This is a genomic window from Mesorhizobium sp. WSM4848 (assembly GCF_055811375.1).
This window is the reverse complement of record NZ_JBVVPX010000006.1, coordinates 187,908-206,907: the sequence shown is the minus strand read 5'-3', so window position 1 is coordinate 206,907 and position 19,000 is coordinate 187,908. Positions and strand designations below refer to the sequence as shown.

Here is a 19,000-nt window from a genome sequence, read left to right as displayed (position 1 = left end):
GCCTGTCAAAGCACGATATGAACGTCCGCGGCAGTTCGTTGACTCTGGTTGGGTCCGGAACATCGGCGATGAAGTGACGCTAACTGTGACCGTGCCTAGGAAGCTGGATGGTGGACGAGCCAGCGTCAGCATCCCTTCCTATGCCTTCCCCTATTCGATCCCAGCGCCAAAGAAGACCCAGCCAGGCGACGAGCTACAGCTTAGAGGCGTGGTCACCCACGTCGACGAGGCGGACCAAAAGGTGACGGTGAAGGCCGGCGGGCTGATTACCGTCGATGCCGATGCGATCACTGATTGGACGCCTGTTCCGCGCAAAAAGACGAGCTTGGAGATAAGGCCGATTAGCGAACGCTCATCGACGAAGAAGCATGCAAGCTCAAGAGACTAGCTGCAGTGAACGCGCCGGCCTCAAGCTGGTACGCATGGCGATTGATCAAACCTGTCCGGCTGGCGTGTTGCCAAGCGAAGAAGCGGTGTTGCTTCTCTACGGTCCCGAACCGGTCCATGAGGGCGAAGCGCTTGCGAAGGGCCTTTATTGAGACAAAGGCTGAGCCGGTGGCCGGACAGCTAGCGCCCCAGAGGTAGTTTGGAGGCGGAGACGAGTTCTTCCTCGTCCGTGATACCAGCCGAGTAGTTTGCAAGGATCCGGGATGCGAGAGCCTCACGTAGATGTTCGGAGTCGCCCTCCCTCTTGAGCCGGTCGAACACACGGCCCAGCGTAGCTACTTCGGATTCACTGAAGACGCCAAATTCTTTAGCCTTTCGATAAATCGGCATACCACCCCCTCCGGCTAAAACATTCTGCGCAACTAATACGATTCAGGACATCTAGGACAACAAAAAAGCCCGACGGACCTTTCGGCACGGCGGGCGAGACGCCCTAGCTCACCAGGCGACTATATATCTGGCAAGCCCGCCTACCGCTTTGCAGCTAGGGCCTTTGCTTCCCAGAGCAGCGAGGCCCAATGGAGCCCGAGTAACAAGATAAGCTCTCGGGCCTGTTCTTCGGTGATGCCGGTTTCTTTGACCAAGCGTCGAACGACGAAATCAATGTTGTTGGGCGCCCTATCCTGTTCGTCAGCCATAGGAAAGCTCCTTAGGAGCTGCGGGAACGACACAATCAACCGTGACTGTCCAGACGAGCAGTGCGACGCCTATGGGACACCTTAGTCGTTCACGTCAGTCAAAGTGCTCGGGCAAGTCCTTCAACTGGTCGGTGGTCATTTGCGTGATGGCATGCACATTGCCGTCCTCGTCCCGCATAAAATCGAGCTGACTGGCATACAGCGCCACGCGCTTTGAGCCGATTCCGAGGAAGCCGCCAACATCGAAAACGACCTGGGCGTCGTCCCCGGTTCCATGGATGTGGTCTACCGAACTGATTTCCTCATCATCGCGACCGTAGATGGTCGCTCCTTCAATCAAATCAGCGCGCAGTTCCGCGTTCGTAAGCCGTACGTGATTGGTGTGGTCCATGGTGGGGTCTCCTCTCATTGGTCTGAGGTAACCCCCGACCGGGCCAACCGTTCCGAACGATTATTTGCGGCTCCTGACGGATATCTGGACTCTTGCCTAAGAACGAAGCATTCTCTCTTCGGGGAGAAGGGCGTGGGCAAAGGCCACCGTTATCAAAGCGCCAATCAGGCTGGCCGCTGGCGAAGGCACGCCGGCAGAAGAAGGCCGTCACGGCGGCTGCCGCGACCGCTCTTGGGGCTGATCTTCCTCGGCGTTGGCACGCTTGCTGCCGCAGTCACCCAATTCGCGATCCAGAGCACCGCCGGCCAACAGAGCACCTCAGGCCTCCAGAGCACGATAACAAATTGGACAGAGGCCGCTGCCTGGGCCGCTGCAAGGCCGGGCATCTGTCATCGACGGCGACACCGTCGAGATTGCCGGTCAGCGCGTCCGCTTCAATGGCATCGACGCACCTGAGAGCCGTCAGCACTGCGACGACGCAAAGGGCCTTGACTACCCGTGCGGGCGCCGCGCTGCCCAAGCCTTGGACAAGTTCCTGTCTGGCACGGCAGTTGCGTGGTCAGGTATGGGGGAATGGGGCGGAGGCCCGTCGCTTCGCAAATGTAGCGGCGGGTCTTCTGCATAGAAGGTCGCGTCCCAGTCTACGCGCTGCCGTCCGTCTCGCTTTCCTCGTCTATCGCCCGGACCGGCAGTAAGCAGCTGTAAAGACATAGGGAGTGTCTACGAAGTGGTCCTCTATGCGCTGCGGCCAAGCGACCTATTAACCGAAACCTGTTAACTAAATTTGGCCTAAGCCATTGATCCTCAATAGGGACTTTTGAACTAACTCCCCCTCGCGAGCATGCGCGTACCGGTCCCGAAATTACCCTCCCCAATAGTGGGTAAACCCAACATCGTGTAGACGCGCCGCCGTTCATCGACGGTTCAGGCTCCTTGGCGTAAACTGGACAGCCTGCAACTGGGTCTTCCTATTCAGAGGAGTCCGCGATGAAAAGGCACTTATCAGCCCTAGCGGCCACAATCTTGGCCGCATCTTTCGCCTTGCCGGTCAACGCCGCGCCGATGTTCATGCAGAAACCCGAGCAAATGCGGGCCGACGTGGACGAACCCGTCAAACACTGGAAAAACGGGAACGGCAATCGTTACTGGCGGAATGGCCGACACTGGAACAACGGGTACGCACGGCGGTCTTGCCGCTACTACGGGTCATGCTATCCACGCCGCTACTACGGCTACCGTAACTACTATCCGCACTACTATCGGCCATACTATCGGCCGTACTATCAGGGCTACTACCCGCGCTACTATCCTGGCTACTATCCAGGCTACTACCCTGGCTCGGGAGTGAGCATTTATCTGTCGTTCTAGCTAGCTGGATGTCCGATATCCACAGGGCTGAAACGGCCAATAAGGAAGGCTGCGGCTAGCGTCGTGGCGTTGTCGGTGCGCTCTGGTCTGGGCAGTCACGAGAGCGGACCGGTGTAGCGCAAGCCGTCAACGCTCGACTAGCGCGAAAAATGGCCTGCTGCTGCCGGAAAAGCAACGGGCCACTCACCGGATGGCCGGAAAACGTGGAGAGTATATCAATCCCCGGCCTGACCCCAAAACGGCATCGCTGGCAAGCTTGTTCCGGCGCCGCCTCGATTGGTTAGGTTCGTACAAAGTCATCGCCGGTCCTTGGCTTCGCGGTAGGCGCTCGCCGTGGTGTCGGGCGAATATATCAGCCCGACCGCCTTGCCGCCGCATCTCGAGCATTTCAGCTTCGGCCTGATGTCCCATTCCATTGCCGGTGCATCAGGCCCCCACCGATGGCGCAGCTTGTGAAGATCGAGAAGCTGGCGGTGGCTGCACGGCGCATGATGGCAGCACGCCGTCACCTGTTTGGTGGCGTCTCAGTTTGAGATTGGTAGCCGCTGAACAACCTCAACAATGTCACGCGTGCGTGTGACGCGCGAGCCCCACGCAACATCGAAGACATTGCCCGGCGATTGAATAGCGGCGTTCGCCGCCTCCAAACTATGGAACTCATAGAAGGCAGTGTGCTTCGAGGGATCAGTTCGGCTCCAGGTGCGCCAAGCCCGGAGTGCCCCAAACTCGCGCAATGCGTCTGGCATATGGCGATCATACCATTGGTCGAAAGGGGCTCGATCCGCCTCTTTGGGCACATCGGCGCGCACTATTAGCAGTGCTTGAGTGGACATTTCCCCTCCTTTCTCAGATCGCTGCGAAATGGGCCATCTTGTATGGCCCTCGCTTCCCCGGCTTCGGCGCAACTGCGTCTATCTTCGCGCAAACATCGTCCATTGACCAGAGCAGCGCTCGGCTTGTCGGTCATTGGCTTGCCTTGCCGTAGGCGTTCGGGCTGGTGTCGGGCGAATAGATCAGCCCGACTGCCTTGCCGCCGCACTTGGTGCATCTCAGCTTTGGCCGGATGTCCCATTCCATGGCCGGCGCGTCGCACTATTGCAGGTGTTTTGGCGTTCAATATGGCTGATATCCAGCATCTTGGTTGCCGCCTATTTACTCGCCGGTCTGGCGGGGCTTCTGTCCTAGCCCACTGCGTTTGCCGCGATGTCAATCATTTCCGCACAAGTCGCAGAGCGCGCCGTCTGCCGCTTGGGCTTCCTTGACAGCCTGCTTCCCGAGCTTCGGGCGGACAGTCGGGGTTAACCAGCTCGCAAAGGACGGCGGCAGCATCTCGCAGAACCCCCCTTATCTCATCCGGCGTCAGTTTCTCGAGACATCTCGCGGCTTCCAGAAGATCAACGACAAGATCATCGGCATGCGCGGGCACGTGCGGCATTTTGAAAACCCCAATGTGGACGGCAGATTAGACGCACTAACATAAAGGTTGGCAATCAACCGACGGTCGCGCTTTTGAACGGGCTACAGCAGCACGTGTGCTCATGCCTCGTCCGGGCCGACCGAAAGGCACAACGCTGCTGATCAACTTGCGGGGCACCTTATGGCTTCTACACGGCGGAATTACCGCCGACGTACTTCATTCGCATGTTTCGATTACATTAGAATTAGATAATATATCGCCAGCCAGGCGAGCTCCCCTAAGGCTCGCTGGTCAGGCCCAGCGGTCTCCTGCCACCGCAAGCCGCTGGGCCGCTCAATGCCCCCCCACAAGCGGCGCCGGCCACTTTCAGCCCCTTCTTTCGAAAGTTGGCTTCCAGTCGCGATTGCGCGCCCGCTGCTGGCCTTCGTAGTCAGGAATGCATGTGAAGAACACCTGCCGGCGATCACGCCCGGCAGTCTTGCAATTTGAGCAGACAAAGAGCCCGACCAGGTCGTCATGCATCGAGCCGTGGTCTCGGCCGAGCCTGTCAATCAGCGCCTGGATGTCGAGCTTTGTTGATCTGCAGCACATCGGGTGTCCGCAATTAACATAGATGCTTTCGCGGGCGGCCAGGGTGTCGGCGAGGGACTTTTGAGGCATGACGATCTCCGTTGAAGGGCTCGCCGCAACGGGAGGAATATAATCCTGAGATTAGCGCCGGCAAGTTCGCCCGACGGCTTTCAACCGCTACTTTCATCCCAAAAATCCTGCAGCGAGGCGTGCCTTAGGTCTTCCTCGCCCCTGAGGTGCTTCACGCGGGCTTTGATGCCGGGTTTGACCCACTGCGTTGCCGGCCGCTTTGGCATGTCCTTGGGCGGTGGCCCGGCATGTTCCTGGACCCGTTTCCATAGCCGCTCGCGCATCTCGCGATTGACGCTCACGAACGCACTGCCGACATATTTCCGGGTGCCTGGCTCGGCCATCAGAGCGAAGGCCGGCTTACCCCGCTCGCGCTCGACGCCGAGAAGTTCAAACTGGCTTTCGGTGAAGGATTTTGTCTTCAGCCAATTGGTAGTCGGGCCACTGCGATATTTGCTGTCTCGACGCTTCGATACCATCCCTTCCAGGCCGGCCGCGTCGATCAGATGATAGATCGCATTAGCCTCGCCCGGCATCGTCTCGCTGAACTGGATGCGACTGTCAGATCCTATAAGGCCAGCCAGGATTTCCCGCCGATCCTCAAGCGCCATGTCGCGCAAGTCGTAGCCGTTGAGATGCAGCAGATCGAACGCGACGAAATAGAGGTCGTGCTGGCGCCGCGTGATCGCCTTCCGCAGGGCGGCAAAATCCCGGAATGCGAGGGCGACCACGTCATCTGGCAAGGGCAAATGCGTGGCGTCGACCACACCTCGACCGTGTCGGCAAATGCGGCTGCTTCCCGTCGCTGGGCGAATACGGCGAGCCGACGACGCTGTTTGTTGGCGGCGACGTCCCGGCCATGGAGTGACACCTCTGCTCAGCCTTACTTCTCGCTTGGTCATGGCACTCCCCTTCCAGGGGAATCGGTGATCGAACGTCACCAGCGTGCCATGGCCGCCCCTCGCCTCAGAGCATGGGCCGTTCCCTCTCCAAAGCTTTTTTGCAGAACCTTCAGGACACTATCTCCTTCGAGATCTGCGTCGAGCGGCTACCAAGCAGCATTTTTGCCTGCGCTGGACGGGCAGTTGATAGCTTCATCACCGTCGTATCGCGGCATCCCGCCTTTAAGCGGGTATTGCCATGGGCTATTCCACCCCCGCCAACGGCGACACGGCCGGTCCGTTCAAAGCCGTGCCATCGATGGCAAAATGCGAGCCATGGCAGGGGCAGTCCCAGCAGCGCTCGAGGGAGTTCCAGTGGACATGGCAGCCGACATGCGTGCATGCGGCCGAGCGCTTGTAGAGCTTGCCGTCGTCATCGCGAAACGCGGCGACTTTGGTGAGCCCTTCGCGAACGATGGCACCTTCTCCCGGTCGCAGCTTGTCGGCGGAATCGATTTCGCCAGGAGCGATGTACTCAGCAAAACTCTTGATCGCCGTCGCATTCTCCGACAGGTAATCGCCGATCGCGCCTGCCGTCTTGCGAGACGGCTCGTAAAGTTCGCGCCAGGGGCTTTCCCCCTTCAGAATCAGGTCGGAGATCAATAGGCCGGCGACGACGCCATGGGTAATGCCCTGGCCCGAATCCCCAGTCGCTACAAAGACACGCTGGTTCCCAGGATTGCGGCCGATGAACCCCGCATAATCGACGGTCTCCATCACCTGCCCGGACCACCGGTTCGTTTCCATGCCGACATCGGGCACCAGCCTTTTGGTCCAGGCCGCGAGGGCCGCGAAGCGTTTGCCGGCATCATCAGCCTGTCCGGTTTTGTGGTCTTCACCTCCGACGATCAGGAAGCCGGTCCGACCTTTGCCAGGCTGAAGCCGAACGTAGTGATAAGGCTCTTCGGTATCCCAATACAGCGCATCCGGTATGGTATCGCGCGCGACCTCGAACGACATCGCGTAGGTCCGATAGGGCGCTTGCTTGGTATGGAGGGCGACCCGATCGTTGATCGGCGAGTTGGTGGCGACAACGGCCGATTTGGCAGACACGGTAAAGCCCGAAACCGTGGTTACGCGCACGCCGCCGTCAGTCTCCCCGACTTTTTCGACGATGGTATCGGCATAAAGCGCGCCGCGGTGCGCGCGGATGCCTGCGGCCAGCCCGCGGAGATATTTGAGCGGGTGAAAGGTCGCCTGATTGGCGTATCGAAGGGCCAGCGCGTCCGAAAAGCCTGCAAACGGCACGCCCTTGGTCTCCTTGACGTCGACCCCGATTTTCAGAGCGGCGTCCAGTTCGCGCTTGATATCGGATTCCTGCCTGCCGGAAGCCGGGAAGAGAAAGCCGTCGAGGCGCCGGAAATCGCACGCGATATGCTCCGTCTCCTGGATCGATTGGATGCGGTCGATAGCGGCCGATTGGCTTTGATAAAAAATCCGCGCCAGGTCCTCACCGCGCAATTTGATCAGTTCCGAGAAATAGTCGTCGCAGACGGATGAAAGATGCGCAGTGGTGCGAGCCGTCATGCCGCTTCCAATCCGGCCGCGATCGAGGACAGCCACCTTTTGCCCGGCGACGGCCAGTTCGTAGGCGACCGACAGTCCGGCAATTCCAGACCCGACGACCACGACGTCGACTTGTTCGCTCTGCCCGAGCGGCACCGCATCGGGGACTACTTCGGTCGCCGCCCAGAGGGATACAGTCCTTTCGCTGCTGACATTCATTGGCGGAACCTTCCATCCACGACATTCGGTAAACGGACGCGTAGGTTCGAAGTTCCTCCACCTCTTCGGATGCCGGCAGTTTCGCCCGGACCTCCAAGGTGGTCGCGGGCGCTTCTTACGGAGAGCGTCCCAAGTTACTTTCCTCTGCTCCTCGACCGCTTCAGAAACCTGAAAGCTCCCGGCGACGAGTCATTCGATCCGATCAACCGGGATGCTAAATGACTGGTCTTCAAACACGTTTTCCGGCTCCGGCACTGCCGACGTATTTGCGGGTCCCAGGTTCGGCCATCAGGGCGAATGCGGGCTTGCCCCTCTCGCGTTCAACTCCGAGAAGTTCAAACTCGCTTTCGGTGAAGGATTTTGTCTTCAGCCAGTTGGTCGTCGGGCCGCTGCGATATTTGCTGTCTCGACGCTTCGATACCATCCCTTCCAGCCCGGCCGCGTCGATCAGATGATAGATCGCATTTGCCTCGCCCGGCATCGTCTCGCTGAATTGGATTCGGCTGTCGGACCCTATAAGGCCGGCCAGGATTTCCCGCCGATCCTCAAGTACCATGTCGCGCAAGTCGTGGCCATTGAGATGCAGCAGATCGAACGCGACGAAATAGAGGTCGTGCTGGCGCCTGGTGATTGCCTTGCGCAGCGCGGCAAAATCCGAAAGGCCAGCCTCATTCAGAACGACGACTTCGCCGTCGATGATGGCATTCTCGACGTCCAGCGTTCGCGCCGCCGCAGCTAGGTCGCGGTATTTGGAGGTCCAGTCGAGACCGCGGCGGGTGAAAATCCGAGCGCAGCCGGCGTCGATGATGATCTGGGAACGGTAGCTTCGAATTTGGCTTCATGCATCCAGTCATCGCCTTGGGGCGGCTTTGCGACCAAGGTAGGCATCATCGGAGGAATGAACTCAAGCCGGCCAGCACCGGCAGTCACTCGTTTACGCACAGGTTCTAGTCTAGGTTCATCCGATTTGATGGCTAGGGGAACGGACCATGACCATTTTACTAAATTAGCAACGATGCATGAAGCGGCATACAATTTCGCCCCAGCCGGCCAAACGAAACGCCCCCCCGCTGGCTAGGCCCGGCGGCCCGATAGTCGCCCCCCAAGTGGCTGTCGGGCCGTCCCCTATCAGAGTATGCACGGTCGAGACCAACGTGAGCCGAGATAGAACCAACAACCCCGCAACCGGGATCAAGGGCAAGCGCCACGGGCCGCCTGCCAACGACGAAGCGGAGCATTTCGAGTTCTGCCCCATTTGTGGCCAAGCGTTCGACAAGCGGAACCTTGGTGAGGTGCTGCATCATCCGTTGAAACTCGATGGATAAGTGAGCCGCCGTTCGCACGGATTAGCTCATCCAGGATCGTGACCGGTCCCAACCAGACGGTACCGGAAGTGATTGCGAATGTGGTCGTTGAAGAAGCGACCCTTGGCGAAGGCGGCTCGGAACTCGGCGAAGGTCTCCGGCGGCACGTCCTCGAACTGGTAGCATTTACCGCTGACCACGAACCACACAGAGAGGGTTCTGCGTTCCGGATCGTATTCCGTTTTGCGGATCGAGGTGGACGGCATGACGTTCACGTCTTGGTCCGGCCGGAGCGCCAGCTAAGGAGTTTCGTCCCGACCGGCCTTGCCGATCGCCTCAAGCAATGATGCCAGCGTTGGCGTCAGCTCCTGTTCGACCTCCAGCCCAAGCAGCTTGTGTAAGTGATGACGATTGTCTTCAGCACTGATGAACTGCCGAATGGCCTCGGCAAGTGGGGGGGGGGAGCGTGTGCCCAGCCTTGTCACGCTTTGCCATGTCTGCATGTCCCAACCCCGCCCCAGCCGCAACTCGCGAAGTAAGGAATGGTTCCTTTAGTGGTCAGTAATGGTAGAAATTTCTGAGCGCGAAGGACTGGCTGATCAACCGGGAGCCATTAGAGGTTCATTCGCGTTGGTCGAAGGCTACCGCGCGCCCAAATGCCGGAGCCGCTTCCACGATAAACTCGATCAGATCACAGTCGGTCACTTCCCAATGGGGCCATCTTCGCGCACCGCTGCTATGGTGGCCTTAACAGAGACGATTCCGCCGTATGGCGCTGCCACGATGACCTCTTTAACAAGGTCCTCGACTATTCGCCCGTTGGTCGTCTTAACGTTCACCCGAGGGTCTCCCCGAGCCGCTGCCCCAAACGACCATTTGTTGCACTTTCCCGGACAAAATCAATGTACGATTTCGTACAGAAAGTCTTCACGAACACCGGAGGGACTAACCAAAGGGTTGGGATGATATCTCCTACTCAGGCGAGAGATATACGCTCGCCTCCTTGGCCGCCGCCTCAAAGGCTCCACGGCCTGTTGGGGGACACTCTGCCCTCGAATGCGTCAACGCATGGACGGACCGCTTTCGTCCACCTCGGCCCCTTTGATCTGGCGCGACACTCGGCGCCGATTAGGACGCGTGGTGAACTTAAGAGGCGAAAGCGCGGCTGGCGGCAACGAATTCTGCATACCGGCGTTGCCATTGATCTTTCATCAGGAGAACGACATGGCCGACGACAAGAGCAAGCGTGACTTCCGCGACCGCGACCGTGTGTCCGCCGGTGACGACTACGAGATCGAATATTTTGCCCAGCAGAACGGCGTCTCGGCGGACCAAGTCCGCCAGCTTATCAAAAGCAAGGGCAACGACCGAGCCACTTTGGCAGAAGCCGCGAGAGCATTGCGGGAGCGGAGATGAGATATCGAACCAACAACGAAGGCACGGGATATCGAGGCAAGGACCACGACCAGCCTATCAAGCCCGAGGCGGAGCATTTCGAGCATTGCCCCGTTTGTGGACAGGATTTCGACATGCGCGATCTCGGCCAGGTGCTTCACCATGCGAAGCCGGAGCATCAACCGCTGCAGCCTGTGGATTGAAAAGCCCGCGCTCCACAGAGGAGAATGAGCCCTACTCCGGGGAAGGTGCGGGAACCACGGGCGACGGTGCGCGTTAGGCACGACCCTTGTGAGGATGTACCATGCCAGCTCGCCCAATCGTCTCGACAGCCGCAGCGATCCTGGTCGCCGCCCCAAGCATAGCTTACGCCCGACCGGATGCGCGCACCATGACTTGCGAACAGACGCAGCAGCTGATCCAGAGCCGGCGCGCGGTCGTCCTGACCACCGGCCGCAACACCTATGATCGATATGTCCGCCAATTTGGCAATGAGTGCTACCGGCCCGCCGTGCCCGTCGCCTCCTATGTCCGGACGCTTGACGGTCAATGTCGGGTCCATCGATGCGTGGAATGGCAGCATTTCGATTTCCAGTGAGCCGGCTTTTGATCCAATGTCTGTTCGCGCGACGTCCCTGCCCCGCTTTTCATGGAGAAAACGAGAGAAGCCCGCGCCTCTGGCGGAGAGCGCGGGCCCGATCGGGTTAAGGGCCCCGACCTGCAGCGGGCAAGCGGAGGGCCATGCCCACTGGTCACAGACAATTTTTAGAACTCTCTAAAGTTCCACCCTCACTAGGACCTCGGCACGGCGGCTTATTGCGGCGCTATGCCTTTAACGAGAGGAAGGTTTCCCGGTCGCCCATACCCTCTGCCAAGATTCCGCTGCCGACCGACTAGGGCAGCTTCTGGACTCTCGCCCGGAATGGCGGCATTCTCTTTTCGGGGAGAGCGGGCGTGGGCAAAGGCCATCGTTATCAAGGCGCCAATCAGGCTAGCCGCTGGCGAAGGCACGCCGGCAGAAGAAGGCCGTCACGGCGGCTGCCGCGACCGCTCTTGGGGCTGATCTTCCTCGGCGTTGGCACGCTTGCTGCCGCAGTCACCCAATTCGCGATCCAGAGCACCGCCGGCCAACAGAGCACCTCAGGCCTCCAGAGCACGATAACAAATTGGACAGAGGCCGCTGCCTGGGCCGCTGCAAGGCCGGGCATCTGTCATCGACGGCGACACCGTCGAGATTGCCGGTCAGCGCGTCCGCTTCAATGGCATCGACGCACCCGAGAGCCGTCAGCACTGCGACGACGCAAAGGGCTTTGATTACCCATGCGGGCGCCGCGCCGCCCAAGCCTTGGACAAGTTCCTGGCAGCTTCGCGACCGCTGCATTGCAGTTTTATCGACCGGGATCGGTACGGGCGTCTCGTCGGGAACTGCAATCGCGCCGACGGCCGAAGCGTTCAGAAATGGCTCGTTGAACAAGGCCTCGCTCTAGACTGGCCTCGCTACTCGAACGGGGCATTCGCCGCCGAACAACGGGCCGCCAAGGCCGCGCATCGCGGCTTTTGGCAGGGCCGCTTCGATCAACCATGGGACTGGCGGGATGCCAATGCCGATAAGGTCGAGACAGTCAGCGAGCAATCGACCGGCTTCGGCCTTCTTGGTGGCTGCAGCATCAAGGGCAACATCTCGGCCAAAGGCGAGCGCATCTATCACGTGCCCGGGCAGAAATACTATTCGCAAACCCGTATCAGCCAAGTGAGTGGGGAGCGCTGGTTTTGTTCTGAGGCCGATGCTCAGGCGGCAGGCTGGCGGAAGGCAAGGCGATAACCTCACTGGCGGATTGGCGAAGTAGGTTCATGCTTATATCACCGCGGCCGCAGCTCGCCGCGCATCCGCAATCAGCGCGGAAATCTCTTTGCGCTGTTCGATCGCCTCACACGTGAAACGACCATGCTTGTACAGCCCGTGCGCAGGCCCTCTGGGCGCCCCAAAGCCTGTCGTCTTGAATGAGGCCGGCCTTTCGGATTTTGCCGCGCTGCGCAAGGGGACGAGGGCTAATCGGGACCTCTAGATCCCATACATCAGGGCAATGAAGAATACCGGTGCAAAGATCAGGAAGATCGCCATTACTATAATCACGGCGAGGGCCAGGCGCTCTGTTCGCCTGACGATTGCAACGACGTCGTCGTCGCTCGACGAAACAAGATCAACCGCCGAGCAATCTGTTGGGTCAGGAGTTTGATTGTCATTGGCGGGTCGGCTTGCGACCGCATCGACATTCTGTTTGCTCTGGATAATGGTCACAGTTCTTTCCCGCCGTTAGGGTGCCACATCGGGTGCCCGCCGATGAGTATACAGCGGGCACCCCGAACCGCCGATGAAGGGACTTTGCTCGGCGGCCAAATACCAATCCTTTGCCAAGATCTTGGTTGCCAGCCTCAGCCCTCTGTCTTTAACGCAAAGACTTCAGTCTTACTGCGTCATGGACCATAGCCCGGCGTCCGCAGCCCGGATGCCCGCACCTGTGGTGCTGGATGCCGGGGCGCGTAACGGGCTCCATTGCTCCGGGAAGGCGGATCAGATCGTCGCGCATCGGGGATGTATTCTCACTTCAGATTAGTGGAAAGATTCCACAGCGAGTCTTGACGAACAAGGAAAATGTTCCTTTTCTGTTCTCATAGCGCACGATCTGATCGACACGCTGAGCAAGGCGACTCGGCACAACATGCTCGTCAAGGCGGAATGCAGTTGCGGCAATGTCCGATACTGCCGTTCGGCCGACCTGATGAATGGTCTATGGCGGCGGTGCCGATCCGCTGAAGCTCAAATTCGACTGCAGGCCCTGCAAGCCAACGGTGAAGATCACCTTGCTCGAGGTCCATCCCGAGCACCTGCCCAAGCGCCTGGTGATCCACAAGCCGATGAAGATCGGCGGCAAGATCCACTGGACGACAGAGCGGTTCCGGGGATGATCGACCGCCTAAAGCCATTGGAATCCGGTCGAAAGGGCTAGCTTCCCAAAGCAGAACGCGATGAAATAGGTTCAGCAGCATAAACAACAAAAAAATAGGGGAACCTCATAGTGATTGTCACAAAGCATTGCTCTGCTTTTGCACGGTCGGAAATGTTGAGGGGGCACTTCAAGCTGGGCACCTTGCGTGAATATTCGCGGTCGGAGGGTGGCGGCTTAATGTCAGACCGTGAAGAAGGAAAAGGCTCAATATCAATCATAGGAGATGTGACAAACCGCTCATTTCGAATCGGAGACACCGGGCCCACCATCCATGTTGGCTCAATAATAGACTGCGGGACTTCGGTTCAGTCCGAGATCGAGATAGATGCCTGTCTGTTCTGTTCATCAAACGGACCATACAATCGCTTGCGACACGTCGATTTGATAAATGGCGTTGGTGATTACCCCGCCAATGCCGACATTCCGGCATTCTTAGAAATCGATGTTACTCGTCTGCGCGAAGCCTTGAGACTACTCGCCGTTACGGAGATTCCTGTGACGTGCTTTGCACACGACCGGGCCGTCCGATATGGCGGGCGAGAGGCACAATACTCTCCATCTAAAATCCGCGAGGTATTTTCTGGAATGAATCATGCTCGACAGGCATTTGAAATCGCTTTTACCAAACCACAGAGGTTTTCAGTTGAAGAGGAATATCGATTTGGTTTCATCCCATTCGGTCGTCCATGCGAGGTGCTATACACTTCCAAAATGAAACGGCGCGTAATAGACGCCTTCCAAAAAGCAATACATTTCGAGGGCAGCGCCAGTCCATGAGTTCTCTCGCTGCCTCCCGCTTGAGATGCGGTAACGTCCCTAACCCAATCAACCACTTACCTTAAAGGTCGGGTTAAATTCATCTTGGTACAGCATCGACCGCGGGCGAGACTTAAAAAGTGGGACAAGTCCGCCGAAAAACATAATGGAATTTCACAAAGCTGCTCTGCCCACTTTTCGCTAACGCATTGAAATTCCCTATTTCAGGTAGTCCGTCCGGGGCACCAGTTTCCACCCGACAATCCCCAACGTCCCCCGAGGTACACCAAAAGGTACGCCGAGGAGTTCACCAAGGATGAAAATGACACTGGGGCATGTCCAGCCGCGCGCCGACTTCAGCTTGAAGAGCCCAGGCTTTTGGCAAAAGAAATTCATCCCTTTGCGATAGCAACGAAGCCGGTCTTGCCGGGTATTCCACCAATAGCCGTGCAACTCGTTGCCGAGCTTCCACTCTCGGAGGAGGAACTTGGGCACGTAGTGGTGTGCTGATTGCTGACGGATTGGGTCCCGGTCATTTGCTGCCCGGCATCTAGCGCCTATCTCCGACCTGATGCACATTTGCACGCATGTGCAACCTCTACAACATCACCACGTCGCAAGAAGCCATCCGCCAATGGACCCGCGCCCTTGCGGGGACATCTTAGGCAACCTTGAGCCGTCCGTAGACGTCTACCCAATCAGCCCGGTCCGGGTGGTGCGCAATGCGCCGGATGGGGAGCGCGAGGTCACCAATCAGCTTTGGGGGATGCCGACGCCGCTGGAGCGAACGGCACGGCCTGGCTTGGTCATCGCTTTCTCTTTGTCATGAGTGCGCGGACTTTGACGATCATCGCAGCATTGGACTTCAGCTGAAAGGCACGGATCTTTCGCATGTGTCGATCGGCTACCTCCTTGTAGTAAAGGATCGGCCGCATCGCTCGCTCGTATGCTGCTTCTTGTCCGGCGCACAATTGCTGCGCTTTTCTCGCTAACGAATACGGATCGCCGGGCTGAACTGACAGCTTTGCCGACCACAACTGATTGCATTTAATCAATGCGCTCTGTTCGGCCCTGTACCTCGGATCGACTGCTGCTCGGGCGTCAGCAGTAAAAATCGTAAGTCCCACTAGTGTGGCGAGTAAAAAACGCTTCATTGCAGCCCCCAAGCGGGGCTACACAAACCGAAATTTCTCTACCTTTCAAGCCCGATCTGCCGGGAGTCTTTAACGAGCAAGCCATATGGCCCGTCCTGCCACTACTGCCGTTCGTCTTTTGACCGGCGAACGCGAACCCGTTGCCGCGCCGTGGTCAGAGGCGAAGATGTTACAACGCGCGGCACCAGACGACGCCCTAGTGATCGTCAGGGTCGGTCGAAATCTGCTCATTCCCCGATTTCCACAGGCCGGGGCCATGGCCCATCATCTTCAACGCATATATTCGCTAGCGGACCACAGGTATTCCCCTTGTGGAAACCACAGGTATTCCCTGGCGGAAACAATAGGAGTCGCCGTTGGAGCAGAAACGCACGATCGCCCCCTTTGTTGGCGGCATGTATGGCAGCCTTGCTGCCCTCGCGTTGGCGTTCGGTTTCCGCTTCCTGATGATTCCCGATCCCGATCCGACCTCGCAAGCAACGATAGCCGTTGCGGGATTGGCCTTTTCGATCTGTTTCAGCCTGGCCTTCCTGCGCGAGCATCGACGCCAGATTGCTGCCGCCAGGGAATTTCTAAGCCGCCCAAGATCGTATCAGGACTAATCCCCTGCGTTTTGCAAAGCAAAGCGCCCATGCCTCTGGTCCGGGGCATCAGAACCAATGGATGCAACAGGGATGCGACCGGCCGGCATCTCCTGCTCCCGGCCATTTAATGCCATTCGATTAAAATGCCCCTGTGTATATTAGCAATCGCTCAATTTAGCGCACCGACAATGTCCGGGCGGTGGGCTGAACAACGGGTGGTGTCATGCGAAGTGACTTCGCTGCAGCGCGCGAGCTCTTGGAGTGTGCCCAAAACCGGCTCTGCGGCATGGACGAAACGAGCCAACGCGTCAGCGAGGCACTCGACTCGCTGATTGAAGAAATAGCCATCGCGGAATTCCGCAAGGCGCCCTTGACCGTCGTGCCGTTTCCACGCGCGCGGCCGCCCAGGCATGCTCGGTAAAGCGCCGATCTTGCCGATGTGGTCGACAGCGGAAGTGCTCGACGCGCCACCAGCGGAATTGACCTGCGCGATTGCGGCTTAGCGGCGTCCGGGCCACCAGAAATCCCATCGGGAGTCCCTCACACCGCGATCGCCGCCACCAGAATCCGGTTCTGCCTTCGTATCGCGGCGCGCAGTTCGGCAATCCTGGCCTCGTCGCGCTTTACGAATTCGATGAACATCATGTTCATATTGTTGAACACCAGTTCACCGAGCGCCTGCCCGTCGATATCCCGGCGGACCAGGCCGATCGCCTGCAGCCGGGCGATCAGCGCGCGGATCTGTTCGGTCAGCGCCCGGTCGAGCGCCGTGTAAGCCTGGCCGAAGGGGCTGTCGGGCAGTTGTGTCGAGATCGCCATCGCCTGCCGCCACATCTCCTTGCTGAGATAATGCAGCGAATGCTCGATATAGATGCCGAGCAGCGTATCGAGCGCATCGCCGACATTGGCCGGCGGGTTGGCGACCACGCCGCGCCCGGCATTGAGCACCTCATTGACCTCCATCGAGACGATGGCGCCGAGGATGTCGCCCTTGTTCTGGTAATAGTTGTAGATGGTGCCGACCGAGACTTCGGCCTGCGCCGCGATCGTCTCGATCTTGGCGCCTTCATAGCCGGTGTCGCGAAAAAGCGCCGCCGCCGCCTCGATGATGCGGCGATGCCGATCCGCCTTTTGCCTTGCCCGCAATCCGCTCATGACGGCTATCTGCCATAAAAACGGAATTGACTCAATTTTAGAATTGGTTCAATTTTTTGCCAGAAGCCAGAAAGGCAAGGGAGAACACTCGATGACCATCAATCCAAACACCCCGAATCCAACGACCAGGAAGCCGCCTTCCGTTTTGAAGAGCCACCTCTATGCCGCGTGTGCTGCGACAGCGCTGCTGCTGGCGACGGGCAGCCTCGCTCAGGCTGCGGATCTCAACGCTCTGATCTGGTGCGATCACGCCGACCCGGCGCTGCTGCAGCCCTTCGAGGAGGCCAATGGCGTCAAGGTCAATGTCAAGGAATTCGAAGGCACCGGCGCCGGCATGGCCATTGTCGAGCAGTCGCAGCCCGGCGACTGGGACGTGATGGTGATCGACAGCATCGATATACCGCGCGGCGTCGAAAAGGGCCTGTTCGAACCGCTGCCGGAAGACAAGCTGCCGCTGGCCGACCTCTTTCCCCAGGTGAAGATGGACAGCTCCACCGTGGTCGACGGTAAGCGCTACGGCATCACCGAAAAATTCGGCTACAACACGATCGGCTACAACAAGACCAAGGTCGATCCGGCCGACATGCAGTCGCTGGCCGCGCTGACCGGCGACAAATACAAGGGCAAGATCGCCATCTATGACTACTACCTGCCGGTCATCGGCATGGCAGCGCTGGCGATCGGCAAAAAGACCGCCGAGCTGACCGAAGCCGACCTTCCGGCCATCAAGCAAGAGCTGCTCAAGATGAAGGCCAACGCCAAGCTGGTCGGCGAGGTGACCGCCAGCCAGACCGCGCTGGCGACCGGCGAGGTCGACATTCTGGTCGGCGGCGGTGAATGGGTGACGGCCGGGCTGGCCAAGGAGAACCCTGCCCTCGACTTCTCGATTCCGAAAGAAGGTGCTGTGCTGTGGTCGCAGTCGCTGGCCATGTTCAAGGATTCTAAAAACAAGGACACGGCGCTGAAGTTCATCCAGTACATTATGAGCCCTGAAGGCCAGGCGCGGCTTGCGACCTCTGCCTGCTATTGGGGCATGCCGGCGAATACCAAGGCGGCTCTGAGCGATGAGCAGAAGAAGATCCTGCGCTTCGACGAGCAGCAGGATTTCCTCGCCCGCGCCCAGCCCTACCCGGCGCCGGATGCCGATCTCGACAAGAAGATGCAGGACGTCTGGACCGAAATGCTGCAGGCGCAGTGACCGGTCGCCGGTCGTGAACTCTGCCACAAACAGCGGGCGTGCCCTGCCCCGGGCGGGCTGCGCCCTGCCCTGGGCGCTGGTCACGCCGGCGCTCGGCTGGACGCTGCTGTTCTTCGTGCTGCCGTTCGTCGCCATGGGGTTTTCCAGCCTGACGGCGCATGACGGCGGCGGCTTTACACTCGCCAACTACAGCCAGTTCTTCAACAATCCGGCCTATTGGCAGGCGATGGTGAACTCGCTGCAGGTTACAGCGATCGTCACAGTAATTTCGGTGCTGCTCGCCTACCCCTTCGCCTGGATCCTGGCCGAACAGGTGCCGGAACGCTGGCAGCGGCTGGCGCTGATGCTGGCGGTGCTGCCGTTCTGGACCTCCTATGTCGTGCGCTCCTACTCCTGGCTGCTGGTGCTGGCGCAGAACGGCGTGATCAACCGCGCGCTGACCGGCTCCGGCCTGTTCAGTGAGCCGCTACAGCTCGCCAACACGCGGCTGGCCACAGTCATCGGCTTTGTACATTTCTTCGTCATGCTTTTGACGCTGACGATCTTCGCCAATCTGAAGCAGCTCAGCCCGAGCTACCGCAAGGCAGCCGCCGATCTCGGCGCCGGGCCGGTGCGCGCGTTCCTGCATGTCGTCCTGCCGCTGACTTTGCCGGGCATCATGGTCGGCGCCTTCCTCACCTTCGTCCTGTGCATCGGCGACTACATCACGCCGCAGATCCTCGGCGGCAACAACGAGCTTTTGATGCCGCAGCTGGTGATGATGCAGATCGGCCGGCGCGGTGACTTTCCGCTCGCCTCGGCGCTGTCGATCATCCTGATGGCAGTCGTCACCATTGCCTATCTCGCCTGCGCCCGCTGGCTCAAGATCGAGCGGGCCTGA

Annotated in this window: 23 protein-coding genes and 1 pseudogene; 12 read left to right on the top strand and 12 right to left on the bottom strand. The window is 59.1% G+C overall.

The genetic code is table 11. From position 1 onward, the window contains the following. The first annotated feature begins 85 nt into the window (after nt 1-85). Nucleotides 86-388 carry a hypothetical protein gene (locus tag AC0L16_RS09060; protein WP_473620246.1) on the top strand — a complete coding sequence of 101 codons (303 nt, stop codon included), beginning with the start codon at nt 86-88 and terminating at the stop codon, nt 386-388. 529 nt (nt 389-917) lie between these two features. Here AC0L16_RS09060 and AC0L16_RS09055 read toward each other — a convergent pair. Both AC0L16_RS09055 and AC0L16_RS09050 read right to left on the bottom strand, forming a co-directional pair. Beyond that, nucleotides 918-1,085: a hypothetical protein gene (locus tag AC0L16_RS09055; RefSeq protein WP_473620244.1), complete on the bottom strand. Its 168-nt coding sequence runs from the start codon at nt 1,083-1,085 to the stop codon at nt 918-920. A gap of 94 nt (nt 1,086-1,179) precedes the next feature. After that, nucleotides 1,180-1,476, bottom strand: coding sequence for a PRC-barrel domain-containing protein (locus tag AC0L16_RS09050; RefSeq protein WP_473620243.1), 297 nt, complete (start codon nt 1,474-1,476; stop codon nt 1,180-1,182). 987 nt (nt 1,477-2,463) lie between these two features. On the opposite strand from AC0L16_RS09050, the gene AC0L16_RS09045 reads away from it, so the two are divergent. Beyond that, on the top strand, nt 2,464-2,844 hold the full coding sequence (locus tag AC0L16_RS09045; protein WP_473620242.1) for a hypothetical protein: 381 nt from the start codon (nt 2,464-2,466) through the stop codon (nt 2,842-2,844). Nucleotides 2,845-3,368: 524 nt separating this feature from the next. Here AC0L16_RS09045 and AC0L16_RS09040 read toward each other — a convergent pair. The 7 genes from AC0L16_RS09040 to AC0L16_RS09010 all read right to left on the bottom strand — a co-directional run bounded on the left by AC0L16_RS09040 (nt 3,369) and on the right by AC0L16_RS09010 (nt 9,373). Continuing rightward, the gene (locus AC0L16_RS09040; RefSeq protein WP_473620240.1) at nt 3,369-3,677 is read right to left on the bottom strand and encodes a hypothetical protein; all 309 of its coding nucleotides are present in this window, start codon (nt 3,675-3,677) and stop codon (nt 3,369-3,371) included. Between the two features lie 950 nt (nt 3,678-4,627). Next, the gene (locus AC0L16_RS09035) at nt 4,628-4,921 is read right to left on the bottom strand and encodes a hypothetical protein (RefSeq protein ID WP_473620239.1); all 294 of its coding nucleotides are present in this window, start codon (nt 4,919-4,921) and stop codon (nt 4,628-4,630) included. 80 nt (nt 4,922-5,001) lie between these two features. Next, nucleotides 5,002-5,643 (bottom strand): ATP-dependent DNA ligase, encoded by a 642-nt coding sequence (locus tag AC0L16_RS09030; protein WP_473620238.1) that lies wholly within the window; start codon nt 5,641-5,643, stop codon nt 5,002-5,004. A 402-nt stretch (nt 5,644-6,045) separates the two neighbouring features. Further along, entirely contained in the window at nt 6,046-7,566 is a 1,521-nt protein-coding gene (locus tag AC0L16_RS09025) for an FAD-dependent oxidoreductase (protein WP_473620237.1), read from the bottom strand. A 229-nt stretch (nt 7,567-7,795) separates the two neighbouring features. Further along, the gene (locus AC0L16_RS09020; protein WP_473620278.1) at nt 7,796-8,350 is read right to left on the bottom strand and encodes an ATP-dependent DNA ligase; all 555 of its coding nucleotides are present in this window, start codon (nt 8,348-8,350) and stop codon (nt 7,796-7,798) included. 567 nt (nt 8,351-8,917) lie between these two features. After that, nucleotides 8,918-9,136, bottom strand: a complete 219-nt coding sequence (locus tag AC0L16_RS09015) for a KTSC domain-containing protein (protein WP_473620276.1) — start codon at nt 9,134-9,136, stop codon at nt 8,918-8,920. 33 nt (nt 9,137-9,169) lie between these two features. After that, nucleotides 9,170-9,373: a hypothetical protein gene (locus AC0L16_RS09010; RefSeq protein WP_473620235.1), complete on the bottom strand. Its 204-nt coding sequence runs from the start codon at nt 9,371-9,373 to the stop codon at nt 9,170-9,172. Between the two features lie 721 nt (nt 9,374-10,094). Between AC0L16_RS09010 and AC0L16_RS09005 the strand changes: the two genes are divergently transcribed. The 4 genes from AC0L16_RS09005 to AC0L16_RS08990 all read left to right on the top strand — a co-directional run bounded on the left by AC0L16_RS09005 (nt 10,095) and on the right by AC0L16_RS08990 (nt 12,087). Beyond that, nucleotides 10,095-10,286: a DUF3606 domain-containing protein gene (locus AC0L16_RS09005; RefSeq protein ID WP_473620234.1), complete on the top strand. Its 192-nt coding sequence runs from the start codon at nt 10,095-10,097 to the stop codon at nt 10,284-10,286. Next, nucleotides 10,283-10,468: a hypothetical protein gene (locus tag AC0L16_RS09000; protein ID WP_473620233.1), complete on the top strand. Its 186-nt coding sequence runs from the start codon at nt 10,283-10,285 to the stop codon at nt 10,466-10,468. The genes AC0L16_RS09005 and AC0L16_RS09000 overlap by 4 nt, the downstream gene beginning before the upstream one ends. 101 nt (nt 10,469-10,569) lie before the next feature. Continuing rightward, complete coding sequence (locus AC0L16_RS08995; protein WP_473620231.1) at nt 10,570-10,863, top strand: hypothetical protein; 294 nt, start codon at nt 10,570-10,572, stop codon at nt 10,861-10,863. A gap of 567 nt (nt 10,864-11,430) precedes the next feature. Further along, on the top strand, nt 11,431-12,087 hold the full coding sequence (locus tag AC0L16_RS08990; protein ID WP_473620274.1) for a thermonuclease family protein: 657 nt from the start codon (nt 11,431-11,433) through the stop codon (nt 12,085-12,087). Nucleotides 12,088-12,327: 240 nt separating this feature from the next. On the opposite strand, the gene AC0L16_RS08985 is transcribed toward AC0L16_RS08990, so the two are convergent. Continuing rightward, nucleotides 12,328-12,564: a hypothetical protein gene (locus AC0L16_RS08985; RefSeq protein ID WP_473620230.1), complete on the bottom strand. Its 237-nt coding sequence runs from the start codon at nt 12,562-12,564 to the stop codon at nt 12,328-12,330. 485 nt (nt 12,565-13,049) lie between these two features. Between AC0L16_RS08985 and AC0L16_RS08980 the strand changes: the two genes are divergently transcribed. The 3 genes and pseudogenes from AC0L16_RS08980 to AC0L16_RS08970 form a co-directional block, all read left to right on the top strand. Next, on the top strand, nt 13,050-13,232 hold the full coding sequence (locus AC0L16_RS08980) for a hypothetical protein (RefSeq protein ID WP_473620228.1): 183 nt from the start codon (nt 13,050-13,052) through the stop codon (nt 13,230-13,232). A 218-nt stretch (nt 13,233-13,450) separates the two neighbouring features. After that, the gene (locus tag AC0L16_RS08975) at nt 13,451-14,050 is read left to right on the top strand and encodes a hypothetical protein (RefSeq protein WP_473620227.1); all 600 of its coding nucleotides are present in this window, start codon (nt 13,451-13,453) and stop codon (nt 14,048-14,050) included. A 566-nt stretch (nt 14,051-14,616) separates the two neighbouring features. Then, nucleotides 14,617-14,816: pseudogene (locus AC0L16_RS08970) on the top strand (SOS response-associated peptidase); the annotation flags it as partial. 19 nt (nt 14,817-14,835) lie between these two features. On the opposite strand, the gene AC0L16_RS08965 reads toward AC0L16_RS08970, so the two are convergent. Then, nucleotides 14,836-15,183: a hypothetical protein gene (locus AC0L16_RS08965; RefSeq protein ID WP_473620226.1), complete on the bottom strand. Its 348-nt coding sequence runs from the start codon at nt 15,181-15,183 to the stop codon at nt 14,836-14,838. Between the two features lie 356 nt (nt 15,184-15,539). On the opposite strand from AC0L16_RS08965, the gene AC0L16_RS08960 reads away from it, so the two are divergent. Next, on the top strand, nt 15,540-15,785 hold the full coding sequence (locus AC0L16_RS08960) for a hypothetical protein (protein ID WP_473620225.1): 246 nt from the start codon (nt 15,540-15,542) through the stop codon (nt 15,783-15,785). A 522-nt stretch (nt 15,786-16,307) separates the two neighbouring features. On the opposite strand, the gene AC0L16_RS08955 is transcribed toward AC0L16_RS08960, so the two are convergent. Next, on the bottom strand, nt 16,308-16,922 hold the full coding sequence (locus AC0L16_RS08955) for a TetR/AcrR family transcriptional regulator (protein ID WP_292407273.1): 615 nt from the start codon (nt 16,920-16,922) through the stop codon (nt 16,308-16,310). 91 nt (nt 16,923-17,013) lie between these two features. Here AC0L16_RS08955 and AC0L16_RS08950 point away from each other — a divergent pair, with 91 nt between their 5' ends. Continuing rightward, entirely contained in the window at nt 17,014-18,120 is a 1,107-nt protein-coding gene (locus tag AC0L16_RS08950) for a polyamine ABC transporter substrate-binding protein (protein WP_473620224.1), read from the top strand. 13 nt (nt 18,121-18,133) lie between these two features. Further along, nucleotides 18,134-19,000: an ABC transporter permease gene (locus AC0L16_RS08945; protein WP_473620222.1), complete on the top strand. Its 867-nt coding sequence runs from the start codon at nt 18,134-18,136 to the stop codon at nt 18,998-19,000.